At 56.8% G+C, this 18,424-nt stretch carries 19 protein-coding genes and 1 pseudogene; 9 read left to right on the forward strand and 11 right to left on the reverse strand.

What is annotated here, in order from left to right; all coding sequences use genetic code 11:
• A partial coding sequence (locus tag AC2VLR_RS01580; protein ID WP_486880578.1) for a hypothetical protein occupies positions 1 to 183 on the forward strand: 183 nt, incomplete at its 5' end.
• Positions 184 to 247: 64 nt separating this feature from the next.
• Here AC2VLR_RS01580 and AC2VLR_RS01585 read toward each other — a convergent pair.
• The 3 genes and pseudogenes from AC2VLR_RS01585 to AC2VLR_RS01595 form a co-directional block, all read right to left on the reverse strand.
• Positions 248 to 427 (reverse strand): annotated as a pseudogene (locus tag AC2VLR_RS01585) (zinc-ribbon domain-containing protein); the annotation flags it as partial.
• 145 nt (positions 428 to 572) lie between these two features.
• A complete protein-coding gene (gene ccsB / locus AC2VLR_RS01590) occupies positions 573 to 1,748 on the reverse strand; it encodes a c-type cytochrome biogenesis protein CcsB (protein ID WP_486880563.1) in 1,176 nt (391 codons plus the stop codon).
• Positions 1,729 to 3,594 (reverse strand): cytochrome c biogenesis protein ResB, encoded by a 1,866-nt coding sequence (locus AC2VLR_RS01595; RefSeq protein WP_486880564.1) that lies wholly within the window; start codon positions 3,592 to 3,594, stop codon positions 1,729 to 1,731. Before AC2VLR_RS01595 ends, ccsB begins: the two co-directional genes overlap by 20 nt.
• 119 nt (positions 3,595 to 3,713) lie before the next feature.
• Between AC2VLR_RS01595 and yihA the strand changes: the two genes are divergently transcribed.
• Entirely contained in the window at positions 3,714 to 4,436 is a 723-nt protein-coding gene (gene yihA, locus AC2VLR_RS01600; RefSeq protein ID WP_486880565.1) for a ribosome biogenesis GTP-binding protein YihA/YsxC, read from the forward strand.
• A 65-nt stretch (positions 4,437 to 4,501) separates the two neighbouring features.
• Positions 4,502 to 5,770: a voltage-gated potassium channel protein gene (gene kch / locus AC2VLR_RS01605; RefSeq protein WP_486880566.1), complete on the forward strand. Its 1,269-nt coding sequence runs from the start codon at positions 4,502 to 4,504 to the stop codon at positions 5,768 to 5,770.
• Here kch and polA read toward each other — a convergent pair.
• Positions 5,767 to 8,520 (reverse strand): DNA polymerase I, encoded by a 2,754-nt coding sequence (polA, locus tag AC2VLR_RS01610; RefSeq protein ID WP_486880567.1) that lies wholly within the window; start codon positions 8,518 to 8,520, stop codon positions 5,767 to 5,769. The genes kch and polA overlap by 4 nt on opposite strands.
• Positions 8,521 to 8,589: 69 nt before the next feature.
• On the opposite strand from polA, the gene AC2VLR_RS01615 reads away from it, so the two are divergent.
• The 3 genes from AC2VLR_RS01615 to AC2VLR_RS01625 are packed head-to-tail and all read left to right on the forward strand — an operon-like array spanning position 8,590 to position 10,632.
• Complete coding sequence (locus AC2VLR_RS01615) at positions 8,590 to 9,309, forward strand: LOG family protein (RefSeq protein ID WP_215844088.1); 720 nt, start codon at positions 8,590 to 8,592, stop codon at positions 9,307 to 9,309.
• Positions 9,310 to 9,326: 17 nt separating this feature from the next.
• Positions 9,327 to 9,689: a DUF2782 domain-containing protein gene (locus AC2VLR_RS01620; RefSeq protein ID WP_486880568.1), complete on the forward strand. Its 363-nt coding sequence runs from the start codon at positions 9,327 to 9,329 to the stop codon at positions 9,687 to 9,689.
• Positions 9,690 to 9,699: 10 nt separating this feature from the next.
• Entirely contained in the window at positions 9,700 to 10,632 is a 933-nt protein-coding gene (locus AC2VLR_RS01625; protein ID WP_486880569.1) for a homoserine kinase, read from the forward strand.
• 25 nt (positions 10,633 to 10,657) lie between these two features.
• Here AC2VLR_RS01625 and AC2VLR_RS01630 read toward each other — a convergent pair whose 3' ends face one another.
• Positions 10,658 to 12,787: a UvrD-helicase domain-containing protein gene (locus tag AC2VLR_RS01630; RefSeq protein WP_486880570.1), complete on the reverse strand. Its 2,130-nt coding sequence runs from the start codon at positions 12,785 to 12,787 to the stop codon at positions 10,658 to 10,660.
• Positions 12,788 to 12,902: 115 nt separating this feature from the next.
• Between AC2VLR_RS01630 and AC2VLR_RS01635 the strand changes: the two genes are divergently transcribed.
• From AC2VLR_RS01635 to AC2VLR_RS01645, 3 genes are all read left to right on the forward strand, one after another.
• The gene (locus AC2VLR_RS01635) at positions 12,903 to 13,865 is read left to right on the forward strand and encodes a DnaJ C-terminal domain-containing protein (protein ID WP_486880571.1); all 963 of its coding nucleotides are present in this window, start codon (positions 12,903 to 12,905) and stop codon (positions 13,863 to 13,865) included.
• Between the two features lie 15 nt (positions 13,866 to 13,880).
• Positions 13,881 to 14,168 (forward strand): chaperone modulator CbpM, encoded by a 288-nt coding sequence (locus AC2VLR_RS01640; protein ID WP_101539040.1) that lies wholly within the window; start codon positions 13,881 to 13,883, stop codon positions 14,166 to 14,168.
• Between the two features lie 125 nt (positions 14,169 to 14,293).
• Positions 14,294 to 14,818: a methylated-DNA--[protein]-cysteine S-methyltransferase gene (locus tag AC2VLR_RS01645; RefSeq protein WP_486880572.1), complete on the forward strand. Its 525-nt coding sequence runs from the start codon at positions 14,294 to 14,296 to the stop codon at positions 14,816 to 14,818.
• Between the two features lie 61 nt (positions 14,819 to 14,879).
• On the opposite strand, the gene AC2VLR_RS01650 is transcribed toward AC2VLR_RS01645, so the two are convergent.
• The 6 genes from AC2VLR_RS01650 to AC2VLR_RS01675 all read right to left on the reverse strand — a co-directional run bounded on the left by AC2VLR_RS01650 (position 14,880) and on the right by AC2VLR_RS01675 (position 18,264).
• Positions 14,880 to 16,268, reverse strand: a complete 1,389-nt coding sequence (locus AC2VLR_RS01650; RefSeq protein WP_486880573.1) for an MBL fold metallo-hydrolase RNA specificity domain-containing protein — start codon at positions 16,266 to 16,268, stop codon at positions 14,880 to 14,882.
• Positions 16,269 to 16,388: 120 nt separating this feature from the next.
• Positions 16,389 to 16,601, reverse strand: a complete 213-nt coding sequence (locus tag AC2VLR_RS01655; protein WP_486880574.1) for a GNAT family N-acetyltransferase — start codon at positions 16,599 to 16,601, stop codon at positions 16,389 to 16,391.
• On the reverse strand, positions 16,595 to 17,089 hold the full coding sequence (locus AC2VLR_RS01660; protein ID WP_486880575.1) for a GNAT family N-acetyltransferase: 495 nt from the start codon (positions 17,087 to 17,089) through the stop codon (positions 16,595 to 16,597). Before AC2VLR_RS01660 ends, AC2VLR_RS01655 begins: the two co-directional genes overlap by 7 nt.
• Complete coding sequence (locus AC2VLR_RS01665; protein ID WP_215844275.1) at positions 17,058 to 17,369, reverse strand: type II toxin-antitoxin system TacA family antitoxin; 312 nt, start codon at positions 17,367 to 17,369, stop codon at positions 17,058 to 17,060. Before AC2VLR_RS01665 ends, AC2VLR_RS01660 begins: the two co-directional genes overlap by 32 nt.
• A 214-nt stretch (positions 17,370 to 17,583) precedes the next feature.
• Positions 17,584 to 17,997 (reverse strand): GFA family protein, encoded by a 414-nt coding sequence (locus tag AC2VLR_RS01670; protein ID WP_486880576.1) that lies wholly within the window; start codon positions 17,995 to 17,997, stop codon positions 17,584 to 17,586.
• A 72-nt stretch (positions 17,998 to 18,069) separates the two neighbouring features.
• The gene (locus tag AC2VLR_RS01675) at positions 18,070 to 18,264 is read right to left on the reverse strand and encodes a type II toxin-antitoxin system HicB family antitoxin (protein WP_486880577.1); all 195 of its coding nucleotides are present in this window, start codon (positions 18,262 to 18,264) and stop codon (positions 18,070 to 18,072) included.
• Positions 18,265 to 18,424: the final 160 nt, after the last annotated feature.

The raw sequence follows: 18,424 nt of genomic DNA on the forward strand, positions 1-18,424 counted from the left end.
GCTCTGGCTCTGGCTCTGGCTCTGGCTCTGGCTCTGGCTCTGGCTCTGGCTCTGGCTCTGGCTCTGGCTCTGGCTCTGGCTCTGGCTCTGGCTCAAGATGATTGTCTACCTTTGGGGTCTGGTAAAGGATTTCAGGCAGTGCCGTCAACTCCGGCTCAACCGTCTGTTGAGCCGCTATGGTAGACGGTTCAGGGGCAGCGGCTGCGGCGGCCAAGGTTGCGGGGCGATTGTCTGCACCACAGGCCGAACAGAAAGCTTTACCATGGAGATCCGCAGCACAGGCAACACAGAGCTTAGAAGTTGGATTTGAAGATGGTTTTAAAGACGCCCCGCATTGCATACAAAACTTGCGGTTGGGGGCATTTTCGGTCTGACAAGCCTGACAGCGCACTGAACGTCCTTTATCTAAACACAAGCACCAACACATTTCGTATTGGTGCAGTCTTTAATTATGCGGCCCTCCAGACGTCACTAGGGGATTTTTATAAGTTTATTTGATGAATATAAACTCAATTTTCCGCCTTTGGCAAGAACAAAACCAGAGCTTACCCTGTCTTTATCAATAACCGGATTTATAACTTCCCATAAGAATGCAACCCCGACAGGAACATATTCACCCCCAGAAAACAGAAACTGACCACCCAAAGACTCATGAAGGACCACCAGGCCATGGCTTGTCCGCGCCAGCCTTTGACCACCCGGGCATGCAGATAACCGGCATAATTCAGCCAGACAATCAGTGCCCAGGTTTCCTTGGGATCCCAGGACCAGAAACCGCCCCAGGCCTTGGCCGCCCAGACAGCACCGAGAATGGTGGCCACAGTAAAAAACAGAAATCCCAGGGCAATGGCCTTGTACATTACTTCATCCATGACCTCGGCGCTGGGCATAACCCGCAGCAGCACACCGGAACCGCGCCGCCGCGAACGCTCGGTCAGCAAGTAACCCACGCCAATGAGACTGGCAATGGTAAAATTGGCATAACCGACAAACATCATGGGCACATGCAGCTTCATCCAGAAACTTTGCAGGGCCGGAATCAGCGGTTCGATCTGGTCCATGTGCTGGGCAAAGGTCAACCAGAGCAAAAACCCTACTCCAGCGGCTACCAGCGGCATGACAAAAGCACCCAGGGCGCGGGCTTCATTGCGTTTTTCATAGTACAGATAAAACAGCGGGGTTGACGCACAAAAGAGCACCAACACTTCCCAAAGGTTGCTGACCGGAATATGGCCCCAATCCGGATGTCCCAGATAGGTTTCCCGCCACCGTACCCCCAGGCCGATGAAGCCCATGATCACTCCGGCCCAGGTCAGCGCCGTCGCCCACTGTCCGGTGCGCTGAGATCCAGTAAAGAGGTACAGCAGATAAGAGGCCGTCGCCACGATCAGTAGGCCCGACATCCACATGACCGCCGCATAGCCTTGCAACACATCGCGCAGTAGCAGATTGTTTGAAGTCGTCTGCCCGATACTATAGAGCCATACCGCAAAAAGAGCGGGCAATACGACCGCCAGAGTCGCCCCCTGAATAGGTCGCCAGGCCAAGCCCGCTACCAGCAGTGCCCCGTACCAGGATCCCAGTACCACAAACTGCCAGTACCCAAAATGGCTGCCATAAAGGCCGAGAATCACCCCGACCGCTACCGTCAATGCGGCAAACCATGCCCAGTCCCTGACTTTCCACTGCGACCACCAGCTCGGCTCGGGAGAGGTATGGGTCCAGTTTTCAACGCGTGTGTTGGCCATCTTTGTGCTCCTTGTATTCGGCGTGATCGACGCCCAGGGCCTGCTCCAAGGTCCCGGTCCATCTTTTAAATTCCTTGGCAAAATCCAGACGATTACGGTCTGCAGAAGCCCCCAACAATAATTCGAACTCCTCTGAACCCTGCCCACGCGGACGCAGACGGAGCCAGATTCTTTTCTGGGGAAGATAAAACAGAATAAAAATTCCCAGCACCAGGGCCACACAACCCCAATAAATGACAATGGTTCCCGGCCACTTGGTAACCTGCAAGCCCGCTGCCCAACGGTGATCAAAGCTGCTCAAAGACAAAATGAAAGGCATGGGATAATCGTGCAGTTGCATCAAGGTCTGCATGCTTGCCTGCAAAAAACGGGATTGCTCCACCGCGCTCATGGTCGGGGCATGGCGGGCAACGACCCCCTGAAAGGTTTTCGTGAAAATAGCCTGGGAGGCGTTGGCTCCCGTGCGGGCAGCGGCCTGCAATGCCGCCAGATAATCCATGAACAGGCCAATACTGCCATTGGGTCCGGTGGGAATATAGATATAACGATAAGCATCACTCAGCGCCTCGCGATATCCCTGCACAAAAAATCCCTGCCCCTCGCGGCGCATGGGCGTCATATAGGTCTTGAACTCGGCGGCCTGACCATCGGGATTGTGGATGATGTAGGTAAAACTGGGTCCCAGATTCAGGGTCGGATGGTCTGGGGTCGCTTTTTCGCCCACGGCTGCTTTGGGAACAATATTGTACAGATTGAAATTTTTCAGATCGACCGCGTAACCGGAGTTCCCTGCCTGAAGGGTTTGACCTACCCGCCCGGAAAGCATCCCCGGTGCTGCTCCTGAAGCGCCCAGCAGATAGGTTTTCATGTGCAGCAGGGAACCGCCGTCGCTGAAGCTGGACTGGTAAATGTAAACCCCGTCATAAGCCATGGGGTGGTTGACACGCACGTCAGCGGTTTTCAGCACCTTACCCTGAGGACTGTAGAGGATGACTCGGGAAGTAAAATCCTTGGGCATTCCGGTGGAGTAGTAGGAAATATGGAAGGACTGCAGATGAATCCTGAAAGGCAGAGGCTGGACCAGATAACCATTACCGGCAAGTTCGAATACCGCATTGGCGGTCTGTCCCTCGGGCAGGGTAATAATACCGCGATAGGCCGGATTGTTGGGGGACATCCAGGCTGACTTCGGAATTTTTGAAAGAGGGAGATTGAAGTTCTGCTCTGGCCGGAGCGTCCCCTGCCATTCCGCCCATTTGACCGGTACATCGGCGTTATAAAGGGCCGCCGCACAAATCACGACAATGGCAATATGGGTCAGGAAATAACCCAGACGGTGATAGCGACCCTTACGGGCAGCAATAGCAATATCACCCTCTTTTTGCTCCGCCCGGGGTTTATAACCAGATGCCCGCAACACCTGCAAAATGCGCTCCTGGGCCTGGGCCATGGGTAACGCACTACTCATCCGCACCCAGTGATCCTGGCCGAGAATCACGGCATCCCGCTGGCGAATCGGAAACTCGCGCATTTCCCGCAGCATCCGGGGGCTGTTTCGGGTCACGCAGGTCGCCGTGGACAACACCAGGAAAGCCACAATCGCCGTGTACCACAAGGTCCGGTACACATTGTACAAGCCCAGTTCGCGATACACCGTAAACCAGAACGGTCCAAACTGCATGGCGTAATTCTGATAGGGCTGCTGTTGACTAAGAATGGTGCCGATTACCGAGGCAATGGCGAGCAACACCAGCAAACTGACGGCCAGACGCATGGACCCCAAAAACTGCACCAGCAACCGCCAGCGTGGTTGCCGCCAGGCAAGGCCCTCTACATGTGCTTGCAAAGCTGTTCTCCCTGATTTTTTCAGTGAATGATTTCACTTGAATTTATGCTTCGCAGTCTAGGTTCTCGGTCTGATGGCAGCAAGCCTCTTGTCCATGCCTCCTGCCCTTGAGTTTCAGATTGCCAGAACCGACTGACGACGACTATGCTCTCAGCATGAACCATACCAACCCAACACCTTTCCGCTTCGCCCCGTTACGGCGGGCCAGTTTCCGCCTGAGCGTGACCCAAGCGGGACAACTCCCCCCGGATGATGGGGCCGAAGTGGCCATTGCCGGACGCTCCAATGTCGGCAAGTCATCCACTATCAACATGCTCACCGAACGCCGCGCCCTGGCCCGGGTCAGCCGGACACCGGGCCGGACACAGGCCATCAATGTGTTTGATCTGGATCCCGGACAACGCCTCATCGATCTGCCCGGTTATGGCTACGCCAAAGTCCCCGAAGCCTTGCGGCGTTCCTGGGGCCCGTTGCTGGAACAATACCTGCGCCGCCGCAGCAGCCTGCAAGCCCTGATTCTGGTGATGGACATCCGCCACCCTTACAGTCCCCATGATGCGGACCTGATCGGTTTTGCGGCAGGCTGTGGTCGCCCGGTACACATCCTTCTCAACAAGGCCGACAAGCTCAGTCGGGGGGCGGCCCTACAGGAAATGGCCCGGCTGCGGCGTATACCGGAATTGCAGGGGGTCGCCATGCAGTTGTTTTCGGCCCAGACCGGGCAGGGGCTGGACGAATTGCATCAACATATTGCCGGGTGGCTGGGCGCTGCCGAAACAAAAGAAACCCCGACATCTGCCGGGGTTAATAAAGAGCCCTCAAAGGGAGGGGAGGACTCATGATCCGGCCAGGGAGGGTAGACCGGATCCAGACAAGCAATAGCTTACTCTCGGGATTTGAGTAAGGCATGACGGAAAAGTTCAGTCATGCTCTACATCCCTGGCATATTTTACGGCCGAGTTGGCGCGCCCGTTGGCGTGGACGGAGTGAACGCTGGGCACGGAAACTCCACCTGGAGCAGTGGTATCCCCACCTGCCCATTGCCGCAGCCGTCGGGTTTCTCGGCTTTTTCAACATTCTTCCGGCTCTTGAGCGCCTCCTGGGCCTGAGCTACGTCGGCAGCCTTGCCGATATGTCCAGCGGCTTTGTTCTCGATGCCTTTCGTGGACTCCCTCAGGGTGCTGCCGGCATCATTCTACTAATCATGTCCCTGGGATTGCTGTTTCGCTCCCGCTTTGCCTGGGCGGTTGTCCTGATTATTGCTTCGGCGGTACTGGCCATAGGGATTTACCGTCATCCCCAACATATTTCCGCGTTGCTCTACTACAATGCCGTGCTGGTGTTTTTTCTGTGGATTTTTCGGGGGCGTTTTAATCACAGCAGCCTTGCCACCGGTACGTTATTCGCACTGGTGGGGGCTATCATGGTCATGGGTTACGGCGTCTTTGGTGCCTATATTCTCGGCGATGGCTTCAAACCCCATATTCATAGTCTGACCGGGGCCCTTTATTTTTCCATTGTGACCATGTCCACCGTGGGTTACGGCGATGTCCTGCCGGTTTCCAACGAAGCCCGGCTTTTTGTGGTATCTTTGATTGTGCTCGGAATCACTGTATTTGCCACGTCGTTATCGGCCATTATTGTTCCGGCCATCAATAACCGGCTGCAATCGGCGCTGCAAGGAGAAAAACGCCGCATGACCCTGAAAAACCATTACATCATCGCGGGTGATACGCCGCTGGCGCGCAACAGTTATCGTGAGTTGAAAAGCCGCAATTTACCCGTCGTCATGATCATGGGGCATCAGCCCGATGACTCCATTTATCAGCCAGACGACCTGATTATTGGTGACTCCAGCGATACCGACATTCTCCGTAATGCGGGCGCCGAAGCAGCACTGGCGGTGTTGGCTCTGCGCGCGGATGATTCGGAAAACGCCTTTGTGGTGCTGGCCGTCAAGGAAATGGAAGGCTCCGCCAAAACCGTCGCGGCCGTCAATGACAGCAAGAATCTGGGACGGGTGCGCCGGGTCCAGCCGGATATGATCATCGCCCCGCAAGTGCTGGGCGGTGAATTGCTGGCCATGGCCCTCAACGGCGAGCAACTGGATAATGATGCCGTCATGAAAATGTTCCGCTTCAGCAGCGGCAGCACGGCTTCCCCCGGCAAAAACTAGCCATGGGCGGCATCCCAATGCGCCCCTACACCCATACCGACCAGCAGGGGGACCGCCAGTTCCGCCACTCCTTCCATGCGCTCCTTGAGGGCGGCGCGGGCAGCTTCCAGACCACTCTCCGGCACCTCCAGAATCAGTTCGTCGTGTACTTGTAAAATCATCCGGCCTCGCGCCGGGTCTTCAAGTAGCCAGGCATCAACGGCAATCATGGCTTTTTTGATCAGATCCGCCGCCGTGCCCTGCATGGGCGCGTTGATGGCCGCACGCTCGGCGTAATTGCGGCGCGCCGCATTGCTGGAACGAATCTCGGGAACATACAGACGCCGGCCAAACAGGGTTTCGACATAGCCCTGCTGCCTGGCCAGATTGCGGGTCTGCTCCATGTAGGCCAGCACCCCCGGATAGCGTTCGAAATAGCGGTCCATATAGGCCCGGGCGGCACTTTGCTCAATGCCGAGCTGCTGCGCCAGTCCATAGGCGGTTTGCCCGTAAATCAGGCCGAAATTGATGGCCTTGGCAGCCCTCCGGGCATCGCTGTCCACGGCTTCTGGGGCAAGATTGAAGACCTCGGCGGCAGTGGCCGCGTGAATATCCTGCCCCTCAGCAAAAGCCTGCAGCAGACGGGCATCCCGGGAAAGGTGGGCCATGATCCGCAGCTCGATTTGGGAGTAATCGGCGCTGAGCAGGCAAAACCCGGCTTCAGCCACAAAAGCTTGACGAATGCGCCGTCCCTGTTCGGTTCGTACGGGAATATTCTGCAAATTGGGGGCGCTGGAAGACAGCCGCCCAGTGGCCGCCACCGCCTGCTGATAGTGGGTATGGACTCGCCCGGTCTGCGGATTGATCATTTCCGGCAAGGCATCCGCATAGGTATTTTTCAGCTTGGCCATGCCCCGGTATTCGAGAATCAGACGCGGGAGCTCCGCCTGCACGGCCAGTTGGGCCAGTACCTCTTCACTGGTGGAAGGCTGTCCGCCCGGCGTTTTTTTCAGGACCGGCAGCTGCATTTTATCAAAAAGAATCTCCTGGATCTGTTTCGGTGAACCAAGATTGAACGATTGTCCGGCTGACGCGAAGGCCTTGGCTTCACAAGCGGCCATATCCCGGCCCAATTCCTGGCTGAGGATTTCCAGTTGATGCCTGTCCACCCGCACTCCGGCTTGCTCCATACGCGCCAGCACCAGCACCAGGGGCATTTCAATTTCCATCAGGACGCTCTGCAGGCCTGGCTCAGGGGCAAAACGCGGCCAGAGTTGGGCATCCACCCGCCAGCAGATGTCCGCATCTTCCGCCGCATAGGGCAAGGCTTCGACGACGGGGACATCGGCAAAATTCCGCGCCGATTTGCCTTTCCCCGCCACTTCTTCGTAGGTAATGTTCTGGTGCTGCAGATGCCGCTCCGCCAGGGTGTCCAGATCATGATTGTTCTGGCTGCTATCCAGCACATAGCTTTCCAGCAGCGTGTCCCGGCATAAACCGGCTGGATGAATGCCGTAACGCCAGAACACCCGCCAGTCATACTTGGCATTCTGGGCCAGTTTTGGAGCCTCGGGATTTTCCAGCCAGGGACGCAATGTGGCCAGGACATGGTCCAGCGCCAGCTGGGGACTGCCATCCCGGTGGCCCACGGGGATATAGACTGATTCGATGCGCAGGGCTTCGATTTGTCGGGCCTCGACCTGCTCTGCTTCCTGCCAGGCGCAGGAAATACCTACCAGATCAGCATCCAGCGGGTCCAGGGAAGTGGTTTCCGTATCCAGCGCCACCAGGGGGGCTTGCTGCAGTTTTTGCACCAGGCTTTCCAGCTCCGCCGTGGTCGTGATGGCCCGATAGCGGCTACGCTCAATGGGTGTCAAGCCATTCACAGCATCTCCAGTGATGTCCAGCTTCCCTTGTTCGGCTCCAGCTTCGGCGGGGAATTCCTTCAACCAGGCGTGAAAGCCCAGACGCATGGCCAGACTGCGTAATTTCGGGATGTCTTCGGAAGATCGCCGCCAGGATCGGACCGGCAAATCCAGATTGCAGCGAATCGTGGTCAAATCCAGACTGAGCGGGAGATAATCCAGTGAAGCCCGCAAAGCCTCACCGATTTTGCCACCGATGGCGTCGGCATGGGCCAGCACGCCTTCCAGATTGCCATATTGCTGAATCCACTTGGCCGCCGTTTTCGGCCCGGCGCCGGGAACACCGGGAATGTTATCGACCTTGTCTCCAGTCAGCGCCAGCAGATCGGCGATGTGTTCGGGGGCGACACCATAACGCTCCCATACCCCTGCCACATCGGTTTTCACCCCTTTCATGGTATCCAGCAGGGTGACGTGATCATTCACTAACTGGGCCATATCCTTGTCACCGGTGACGATGATGACCTGCTGGGCCGGCGCAGCCTGCCGGGCCAGGGTGCCGATGACATCATCGGCCTCCACATCGGGCACCAGCAGCAGCGGTAGACCAGAGGCCTCGATCCACTCGTGCAACAGCGGAATCTGGGCGCGCAAATCCTCGGGCATGGCGGGGCGTTGCGCCTTGTATTGGGGATAAAGACGATCGCGGAAGGTTCCCCCTGGCGCATCAAATACCACAATGATCTCATCGCCGGGATAATCCTTGAGCAGTCGCCGCAGCATGTTGGCTACCCCGAATATCGCCCCGGTCGGCAACTGGTCCGGTGCCCGCAAGTCAGGGAGCGCATGAAAGGCGCGGTACAGAAAACTGGAGGCGTCAACGAGAATACGCGGGTCTTGGGACATGATCTGGGACTTGTCAGCGAATTTCCGTCATAATACGGAAATTCTCCATCATTGACACGGGAACGAGGCATGCGGGCGCATCTTGAAGAAGAAAAACTGCGGGACGGGGGAGAGGGACGACTCACCCGTGAGGCCTGGAAAATTTTTCAGATCATGGCGGAATTTGTCCGTGGCTATGAAAAACTGGTCGATGTGGATCCCTGTGTCAGCATTTTCGGCTCCGCACGCCTCGGCCCCGACAATCCCTGGTATATCAAAACCCAGGAAATTGCCGAAAAGCTCTCCAATGCCGGGTTTTCCGTGCTCAGCGGCGGTGGTCCCGGCATCATGGAAGCGGCCAACAAAGGCGCCTTCCACGGCACCGGTTACAGTATCGGACTCAATATCGAGCTCCCTCACGAACAACACAGCAACCCCTATCAGGATATTGCCATTTCCTTCGAGCATTTTTATTCCCGCAAGGTCATGTTCATGAAATATGCGGTTGCCTATGTCGTCATGCCCGGCGGCTTTGGCACCCTGGATGAACTGGCGGAGTGCCTGACTCTGGTACAAACTGGCAAAACCCGGCGCATGCCCATTATTCTGGTGGGGTCGGCTTTCTGGAGTGGGCTTATTGCCTGGTGGCAGGATGCCATGCTGGGCCTTGGCACCATCAACCCGGACGATCTCAAACTGATTACGGTCATTGATGATCCTGACGAAGTAGTGTCCGCCATTTTTAACCACTATGAAAAGCGCGGCTTTGCCCCCTCGGCTGCCGAAACCGAAGCCCTTCTCAACCTTTAGATATTCCGGGAGTTCCCATGTCTGCTCGTCACCTGATGCTTACCCTGGTTGCCACCGTTTCCCTGGGCTTTGCGGCCAACGCCGTCGCCGACCTCGATGCGGCCCTGCCCAACTCCGCACAAAACAACATCAAAAAGTTGCACCTGCCCAAACTAGCTCCCCAGAAAATTGGTCCGAACGCGGAAATCAAGGCGCCAACCGGTTCGAAAATCGAAGAGTACAAAGTCAACGGCCGGGTTTACATGGTCAAAGTGATTCCGCCCAAGCCTTTCCCGCCCTACTATCTGGAAGACAAGGGTGGCACTGGACGTTTCACGGAAGTGCCGCAAACTGACGCGGAACACCTGAGTGTGCCCCAGTGGATTCTGTTTCGCTGGTAAATCTGCGTTCATGTCTGTTTATACCAATGTTTCCGGCCCGGAGCTGGCCCGGTTTCTGCAAGACTATGACCTGGGGCAGGCCCGCGCTTTGTCCGGCATTTCTGCCGGCGTCGAGAACAGTAACTATTTTCTCGATACCGATCAGGGTCGCTTCATTCTCACTTTGTTTGAACGCCTGCCCGCCGACAAGATCCCCTATTTTCTGGACCTGACCGACTGGTTGAGCAGTCAGGGCATTCCCTGCCCGCGCCCCATGCACACCCGCAGTGGCCGCAGCCTGAACACCCTCTGCGGCAAGCCTGCTGCCATTGTGCAGTGCCTGCAGGGGCAGTCTATTGAAGGGCGGGCCGCGACCCTGACGGAAATCCGTGCGTTGGGAGAATTACTGGTCAAAATGCACAAAGCTGGGGAAGGATTTCCCCAGCGCCATCCCAACCCCGCCGGATTTACCTGGATGGAAAGCACCGCCCGACATCTGGTCCCCCACCTTGATCCCCAGGATAACCGGATCATTGCCGATGAACTGGCCTATCAAAGCCAGATCCACCGCGAAACACTTCCGGGGGGCGTCATTCATGCCGACCTCTTTCCCGACAATGTGCTTTTTACGGGCGAACAGATTTCCGGCACCATCGACTTTTACTATGCCGGGGATGATGCCTGGCTTTATGATCTGGCGGTGGTGGCCAATAGCTGGTGCGCCCTACCCGACGGCAGGCTCGACCCCACCCTGAGCCCGGCGCTGTGGGAGGCGTATGTGTCGGCTCGCCCGCTGCGGGTTGACGAGGCCCCTCTGTGGTTTGCCATGCTCCGCGTCGCCGCCCTGCGTTTCTGGCTGCTGCGCCTTGATGCCGTGCATTTTCGCCGCCCGGGGGCCATCACTTTCTGCAAGGATCCGGAAGAATACCGGCGAATTCTTCTCCAACGTCGCCAAGGTCTTTAATTTCAGGGTATTCGTAATTTCATAGTCAGGGTAATGGCTGTAATTGGACGACCCCCAGGGCCAGCCACTTGGCCCCTGAACTGAACTGCACCTGAATCCGCCCCTGGCGTCCCCCCGCCTCATAATCCAGCACCACCCCCTCACCAAATACCGGATGCTGCAGGCGTGAGCCTAGTGAGAAGGGCATTTCCGGAGCGGCCGGACGCAGCGCCATGGCGGGACGGCTGATCCGCGCGCGGGGGCGCAAATCCTGCAACAACTCCTGGGGAATTTCCCGCAAGAAACGGGAGGGCATACCCAAGCGTTCACTGCCATGCAAGCGTCGGCTTTCAGCATGGCTGAGCACCAGCAGGCGCATGGCCCGGGTCATGCCTACATAGCAAAGACGACGCTCTTCCGCGAGGCCCTGGGCATCTTCCAGGGAGCGTTGATGGGGAAACAACCCTTCTTCCAGTCCCACCAGAAAAACCAGGGGGAACTCCAGGCCCTTGGCGCTGTGCAGACTCATGAGCTGCACGCAATCCTCCCAGGCATCACCGGCCCCATCGCCAGCCTCCAGCGCCGCATGGGTCAAAAATTCAGACAGCATATTGCCGGGTTGCGGGGCCAGTTCACCCAGTTGCGGGTCAGCGCTCCAATCCTGACCGTAGGCACGCGCGGCAGTGACGAGCTCATCCAGGTTTTCCAGACGGCCTTCAGCCCGATCACTCTCGCGACTATGCCAGTCGCGCAGCGCAGTCCGGTGCAAAATGCTTTCGACGCGATCTTCCAGATCCGCATCCCGGGTTTCCTCGGCAAGGCCATCCACCAGATTCAAAAAGACATTGATTTTCGTATGGTTCAGCTCGCCCGCCGCCTGCCAGAGGGATAAACCCTTGGCGCGCGCCAGTTGACGCAGCTTTTCGACACTGACTGCACCAATCCCCCGCGCCGGAACATTGACGACCCGTTCAAAGGAGGCATCATCATGACGGTTCACGGTCAGGCGCAAATACGCCAGGGTGTCCTTGATTTCCGCCCGCTCAAAAAAGCGCAGCCCGCCATACACCCGATAGGGGATACCCTCACGCACCAGCACTTCTTCAAAAGCGCGGGACTGGGCATTGGAACGATAGAGAATGGCGCATTCCGAACGCTGGCCACCTTCTTCCAGCCATTGCTGAATCCGTCCGATCACATAGCGGGCTTCATCAAACTCATTGTACGCCGTATATAAATGCACCGACTCGCCGCCGGGTTCCGCCGTCCACAGGGTTTTTCCCAGACGGTCGGGGTTGTTGGCAATGACGGCATTGGCCGCCTGGAGGATCGCCGCCGTAGAACGATAATTCTGCTCCAGACGCACCACCTGAACGTCCGAAAAATCCTCGCCAAAGCGCAGCAGGTTTTCGACCCGTGCCCCGCGCCAGGCGTAAATGGACTGGTCATCATCGCCTACCACAAAAATCTGCCCATGCCTCGCCAGGCCCTTCAGCCAGGCATATTGCACCGCATTGGTATCCTGAAACTCGTCCACCAGAATATGCTGAAAGCGCCGCTGGTAATGATCCAGAATCTCCGGAAACTCCCACAAGCGCAAGGCGTAGAGCAGCAAATCTCCAAAATCGAGCAAACCCGAACGTTGCTTGGCTTGCTCATAGGCCTGATAAATCGGCACAAAAGGCGCCGCTGCAGGTCCTTCGTGGCGAAGAACCTGTTCCGGACCCCAGCCTTCATCTTTCCAGCGTCCGATGCGCCCGGCCATGGCCCGGGGTGGCCACTGCTTTTCATCCATCTGCGCCTCGCGCATGAGACGCCGCAACAAGCGCTGACTGTCTTCGGCATCGAGCACCTGAAAATCCGCCGGCAACTTCAATGCTTCATGATGCAGGCGGATAAGGCGATGGGCGAGACCATGGAAAGTCCCCATCCACAAGCCGCGCAATTCCATGGCCACCATACCATCGAGGCGCTCGCGCATGGCCCGGGCGGCCTTATTGGTAAAGGTCACGGCCAGAATTTCTCCGGGATGCGCCCCTGCTTCGAGCAGATGGGCAATGCGGCTGGTGAGTACCCGGGTTTTACCGGAACCCGCCCCGGCCAGCACCAGCGCCGGACCGGGGGGGAGCGTCACGGCTTCCAGTTGACGGGGATTGAGGCTAGACCAATCTGACAAAAACATTCCTCCAACCCGACCTGACGGGCTTGAAAACACGGTACAATGGCCGCATTGTGAAGGCAGACTTGCAGGTTTATTACGGTCTGCCATAACCCATGATAAGGGGGAACCATTGGAATACAAAGACTACTACAAAATTCTCGGGGTGGAACGCGGGGCTGACGCCGACGCCATCAAGGCCGCCTATCGCAAAATGGCCCGCAAATATCACCCGGATGTCAGCAAGGAAGCCAACGCCGAAGATCGCTTCAAGGATCTCCAGGAAGCCTATGAGGTATTGAAAGACCCGGAAAAGCGCGCGGCCTACGATCAGTTGGGCAGCAATTGGCGCGCCGGACAGGATTTTCGTCCGCCACCCGGCTGGGGTGGTCAGGCCGGAGGCTTTGGCGCCGGCGGATTTGGCGGGGCCGATTTTGGGGGCGGCGGCTTCAGTGACTTTTTTGAGTCTCTTTTTCGCCAGCAGCATGGCGGAGCAGGGGGCTTCCACGGCGGCGGTGGTGGCGGTTTCCGCAGTCAGGGAGAAGACAGTGAAGCGAGCATCCAGATCAGTCTGGAAGACGCCGCCCAGGGAGCACAGCGCGACATCAACCTGGAAATGCCCAGCGTCGGACCCAATGGTCAGATGCGCCGGGAAGCCCGCCGCCTGACGGTCAAAATCCCCAAGGGCATCCGCGAAGGCCAGCGCCTGCGCATGGCCGGACAAGGAGCGCCGGGCATGGGCGGGGGACCCAATGGTGATCTTTACCTACAGGTCCATTTTCAGCCGCACCCTAAATTCCGGGTAGAAGGGGCTGATTTATATCACGACTTGCATATCACGCCCTGGGAGGCCGTGCTCGGCGCCAGCGTCGAGGTCCCCACCCTGGAAGGCAGCGTGCGCATGAAAATTCCGGCAGGGAGCAACAGCGGCCAGAAGTTGCGCCTCGCCCAGAAAGGCCTCCCTGGAACGGGCAGTAAACCGGCCGGAGATCTTTACGCTATTATTCAGATTGTCGTCCCGAAACACATCGGTGATGACGAAAAGGCTCTGTGGACCCAGCTAGGAGAAATGTCCAACTTTCACCCCCGCCGTTAGAGAGGAGAGTGCACGATGGTCTCAACACCCATTCATGTCATCGAAGCGGAGCTGCTGGAAGACGGCGCTTTCTGTTTTGATCTGCCGCGTTTTTGCAGCCTGCTCCACTGCGGCGAAGGGGAAGCCGTGCAATTGGTGCGCTATGGGGTGATCCATCCCGAAGGCAGCGGCCCTCAACACTGGCGCTTCCGCAGCCTCGATCTTTATCGAGCCCGACTGAGCCGCCGCCTCGCCCGCGATCTGGAAATAGACCTGGCCGGTGCCGCCCTCGCCGTGGACTTGCTGGAACGTTTGCGGCATTAACCCCCACGAAGCCATTGCCAAAGTCAAGAGCGAGAAAACCGCCCGACACCTTAATCACGGGTATGATTTGCCCAACAATTTCATCAAGACAACGACTTTCTGCACAACCCACCAGGAGCATAAACATGACCCATCCCTGGCACTGGCACATTGATCAAGTTCCCTCGCCTTTAGGAGAAATGCTCCTGGTGACCGATCAAAAGGGCGTGTTGCGGGCGTTGGACTGGGAGGAGGGTCGGGGCAGCCTGCTTGCCGATCTCCGGAAACTGTACGGCAATGAGCATATCATGCTGACCACCGGAGCCATCCCCAAACCCATGCGCGACAGCCTGGAGGCTTACTGGGCGGGAGACTTGCAGGCGCTGTCTGCCATTGTGGTGGATACAACGGCGGGCACCCCCTTTCAGCGGGCAGCCTGGGACTGGTTACGCAGCATCCCCGCCGGGGAAACCCGCAGCTACAAGGAACAAGCCCTGGGCATGAACAGCCCCTCAGCGGTGCGCGCCGTGGGTCATGCCAACAGCCGGAACCCCATCGGCATTGTTGTTCCCTGCCATCGGGTCATTGGCGCCAACGGTACCCTCACCGGCTATGCCGGGGGCATGGAACGCAAACGCTGGCTATTGGCCCATGAAGGCGTGGCCCTTTGAGAAATCCCATTGCGCAATGCCTTCATGGTCCAGGGCTCACGGCCTTGTAAGGCCTTGATCATCAGAGCGTGTAGTGATCGCCGATAACCGGGCAATCCACCTGTAACCCTCTGGCCCGCAGCACCTTGGCGACGCCTTCCCGACCATTGTCCTCACCATGGACAAGAACTGCACGGGCAGGCTTCTGTTGACCGAACCATGCGAGAAGCTCGTCATGATCGGCATGGGCCGAGAACCCGCCGATGGTATAAATACGGGCGGCCACCCGGATGTCTTCGCCGAAGATACGCACTGTTTTGGCGCCGTCAATGATACGCCGGGCCAGGGTGCCCTGGGCCGCATAGCCCACAAATATCACACTGCTATCCTCCCGCCAGATATTATGGCGGAGATGGTGGACGACCCGCCCGCCAGTGGCCATTCCCGAACCCGCCATGATCAGGGCACCCCCCTTGATCAGATTGATGCCCATGGATTCACTGCTTTCGCGGGTAAAATGCAGGTTGCGCAGGGCGAAGGGATCCGTGCCATGCTGCAGGTTTTCGCGGGTATCGGGATTGAAGCATTCCGGATGCCGACGAAAAATCTCCGTCGCCGAAATGGCCATGGGCGAATCCAGAAAAACGGGCAGCGTGGCGGGAATCTGATTGTCGCTCATCATCTCCCGCAGGTAGTACAACAAATCCTGGGCCCGCTCCAGAGCAAAGGTGGGGATGATGGCGTTGCCGCCGCGTTTGAGGGTGTCGAGGATGGCATCGCGCAATTCTTCTACAGATGGCCCGATCGCCTTGTGCAGACGATCGCCGTAGGTGGTTTCCATGACGATGACATCCGCCTCGGGGGCAGGGGTCGGCGGATTGATGATGGGCTTGCCCCGGTTTCCCAGATCGCCGGAATAGACAATACGCTGCTGTTTCCCCGCCTCGCTGGCCTCGACCAGAATCCAGGCCGATCCGAGAATATGTCCGGCATCGCCGAAGGTCGCACTGACGCCCGGACAGACTTCCAGTTTCTGACCGTACTCCGCCGTGCGGCCAAAGCGTTCCATGGTATTGAGCACATCGGCAATATCATACAGGGGGGCAGCCTCGGTTTCGCCGTGCCGCTGGTGCCTGCGACTGGCGCGGCGCGCCTCTTCTTCCGCCAGCCCTGCCGAGTCCACCATCACCAGCCGCGCCAGCTCACGGGTGGCTGAGGTGGTGATAATCTCACCCCGAAAACCGCGTTTGACCAGCAAGGGAATGCGCCCGCAATGATCGAGATGGGCATGGGTCAGTAGCAAGTAGTCGATGTCTTTGGCAACAAATCCAAACTCTTGGCGATTTTCTTCTTCCAGATCATGTCCACCCTGAAACAGACCGCAATCTATGAGTAATTGTTTATCGCCTACCCGCAGATAATGACAGGATCCGGTAACCCCTCCCGCAGCACCATAAAATTGCATTTCCATGATTATTCTCCTTTTTATTTGAAATAATGGTTTTTAGTGGCAGGCTGTACGCCTTTATTGTTTATAGCACAAATAGAGGATCATTCACGCGTGCCAAATGGATCTAGACTCATCAATGAATTATAAGGACTTTACAAAGTGATGACCCACAATCTGGTAACCATTTCGTTCGTAAAAGCGGCGCGCCGCCTGATTGGTGACATAAGCATCCAGCACCATAATTTCACAGCGCTGCTGGCGGGCGTAATTTTCCACCCAGTTCATCAGTTGTTGTCCGATCCCGTCATCCACCATAACCAATTCTCCGGTCAGGTAAGACGATTCGGTCAGCATCTGCGTATTGAGAATCCCTTAATCGGCAGAAACAGCAGCAGTGGATTGCCGGGTGCCACCTCGAAACCGAAATGTCGATAGTACCCAGCCGCCTCCGCATCCAGTGCATCAACAAACAACCCGACCCCTCCGGCATCGGCATGGATGCGTTGCGCTCGCGTCATGGCATCAACCAATAATAAATCGCCCAGTCCTCTTCCTTGGTATTTTCGATCTACGGCCAACCGACCCAGCCGAACACCGGGAATCCGGCGCGGTAGCTTCTTTCGCCAGGGTTCGGGCAGATGTCGGTTATCGAGTTCGGCCAAGGTCAATGCATAGTAGCCGCAAATCCGGGTCGGTTCGCTCTCGTGGATGGCAACAAAAGTTCTCGACAGCCCCTTTTCCTGATGCTGACGTGCGACCTGTTGTAACCAAACGTTCAGTGACTCACGTCCACAATCGAAGATCTGCCGATCAAGGCTCCCAGCGAAAGGTGTTATCTTCATCCGCATTTCTGGCTTTTTGGTAGTGTTCTATGGCGGCCTGCAATCGGGCATTGGGCTTGAATGGTTTTTCCATCAACTCCAGGAGCCACTGCCAGTCACGCGGGCCTAAGCGGATCACCTCCTCGCGCTCAATGACCTGTTGCGCCTCTTTGAGCGCGGCTTGCACCAAAAACTGATTAACCGTCGCACCGCTCAGTTGGGCGGCACGGCACAGCGTTTCGTAAACATCATGCGGCACTCTTGCGCCAATGCGATCCTGCTTGGTAACGGCTGTATTCACCACAAAGCCTCCCCGTGACTGAAAGCATTATCATAATGCAGTCGCCATTTTGGCGCCATGATTCTGGTCGCATCCATAACCACTTCCACCCGGAGCATGTAGGCAACAACATTTGCTGGCATTCACTGACAATAAAGTATTACCTTGGCGTCTCGCGGATGACCTGCCGCTCACGGATACGATTTCGGCTTGAATTATCCGTTATGTCTTATCATTAGTTTTGTGCTGCCCCTTGCTTTTTCGGTAGCTCCGGGTTCATAAAGTCCCAAGGTGCAGCACTACCTACATGGAAATCCAACTTTGGAAGATAATTCGATGCGTCATTCAAAGTGCCGGCCTTTATACCCAACATTCCTGGCATATGGTTGAACTGGGCGAACAATTGAGAGCCACAATTCGGGCAGAAACCTCTTTTGTGCATATTCCCGCTGTCTGCCTGGGACGTGAAATACTTTACCTCACCGGAAACAACCACCTCCTTTTCAGGGAAAATCATTGCCGGAATAAAGGCACTGCCTGACGATCTTTGGCAGTCCTTGCAATGACAATTGCCAGTAAACACCGGTTCAATATCCACTGAATAGCGGATTTGCCCACAAAGGCACTGCCCAGAATATTTTGCGTTCATAGACGACTCCATTCTTATAGCTGCCGACCATCAGGGCTCAACAACGGTAATGTAGCATCATGCATAGAGCAATCATCCGCGTGGCTCAGGTATGGAACGCCCCAGATCCTTTGCCGTCTCGACCCATGCACCGATTACCTGTTCCGCGTTGGCTACCGCCTCTTGATAAGTGGCACCATTGGCCATGCAGCCAGGGAGTTCAGGAACCTCCACAATAAAAGCATTGTCTTCGTTACTCCAATAAATGACCAAATCATACCTACTCATCGTTATTAACCCTATGCGTTTGATTCTCTTCTGGAGCGAGCAAATCTAATTTTGTAAACCTAGCCCATGTTTGACATCTTACAAAATTTCTTCTTTTGTTACCGATAGTTGTGACACAAAAAATCGGCGAGTGGCACTACAAACTAGGTTTTGGGGTTAA

This window comes from Acidithiobacillus sp. TH-A117, assembly GCF_057473465.1.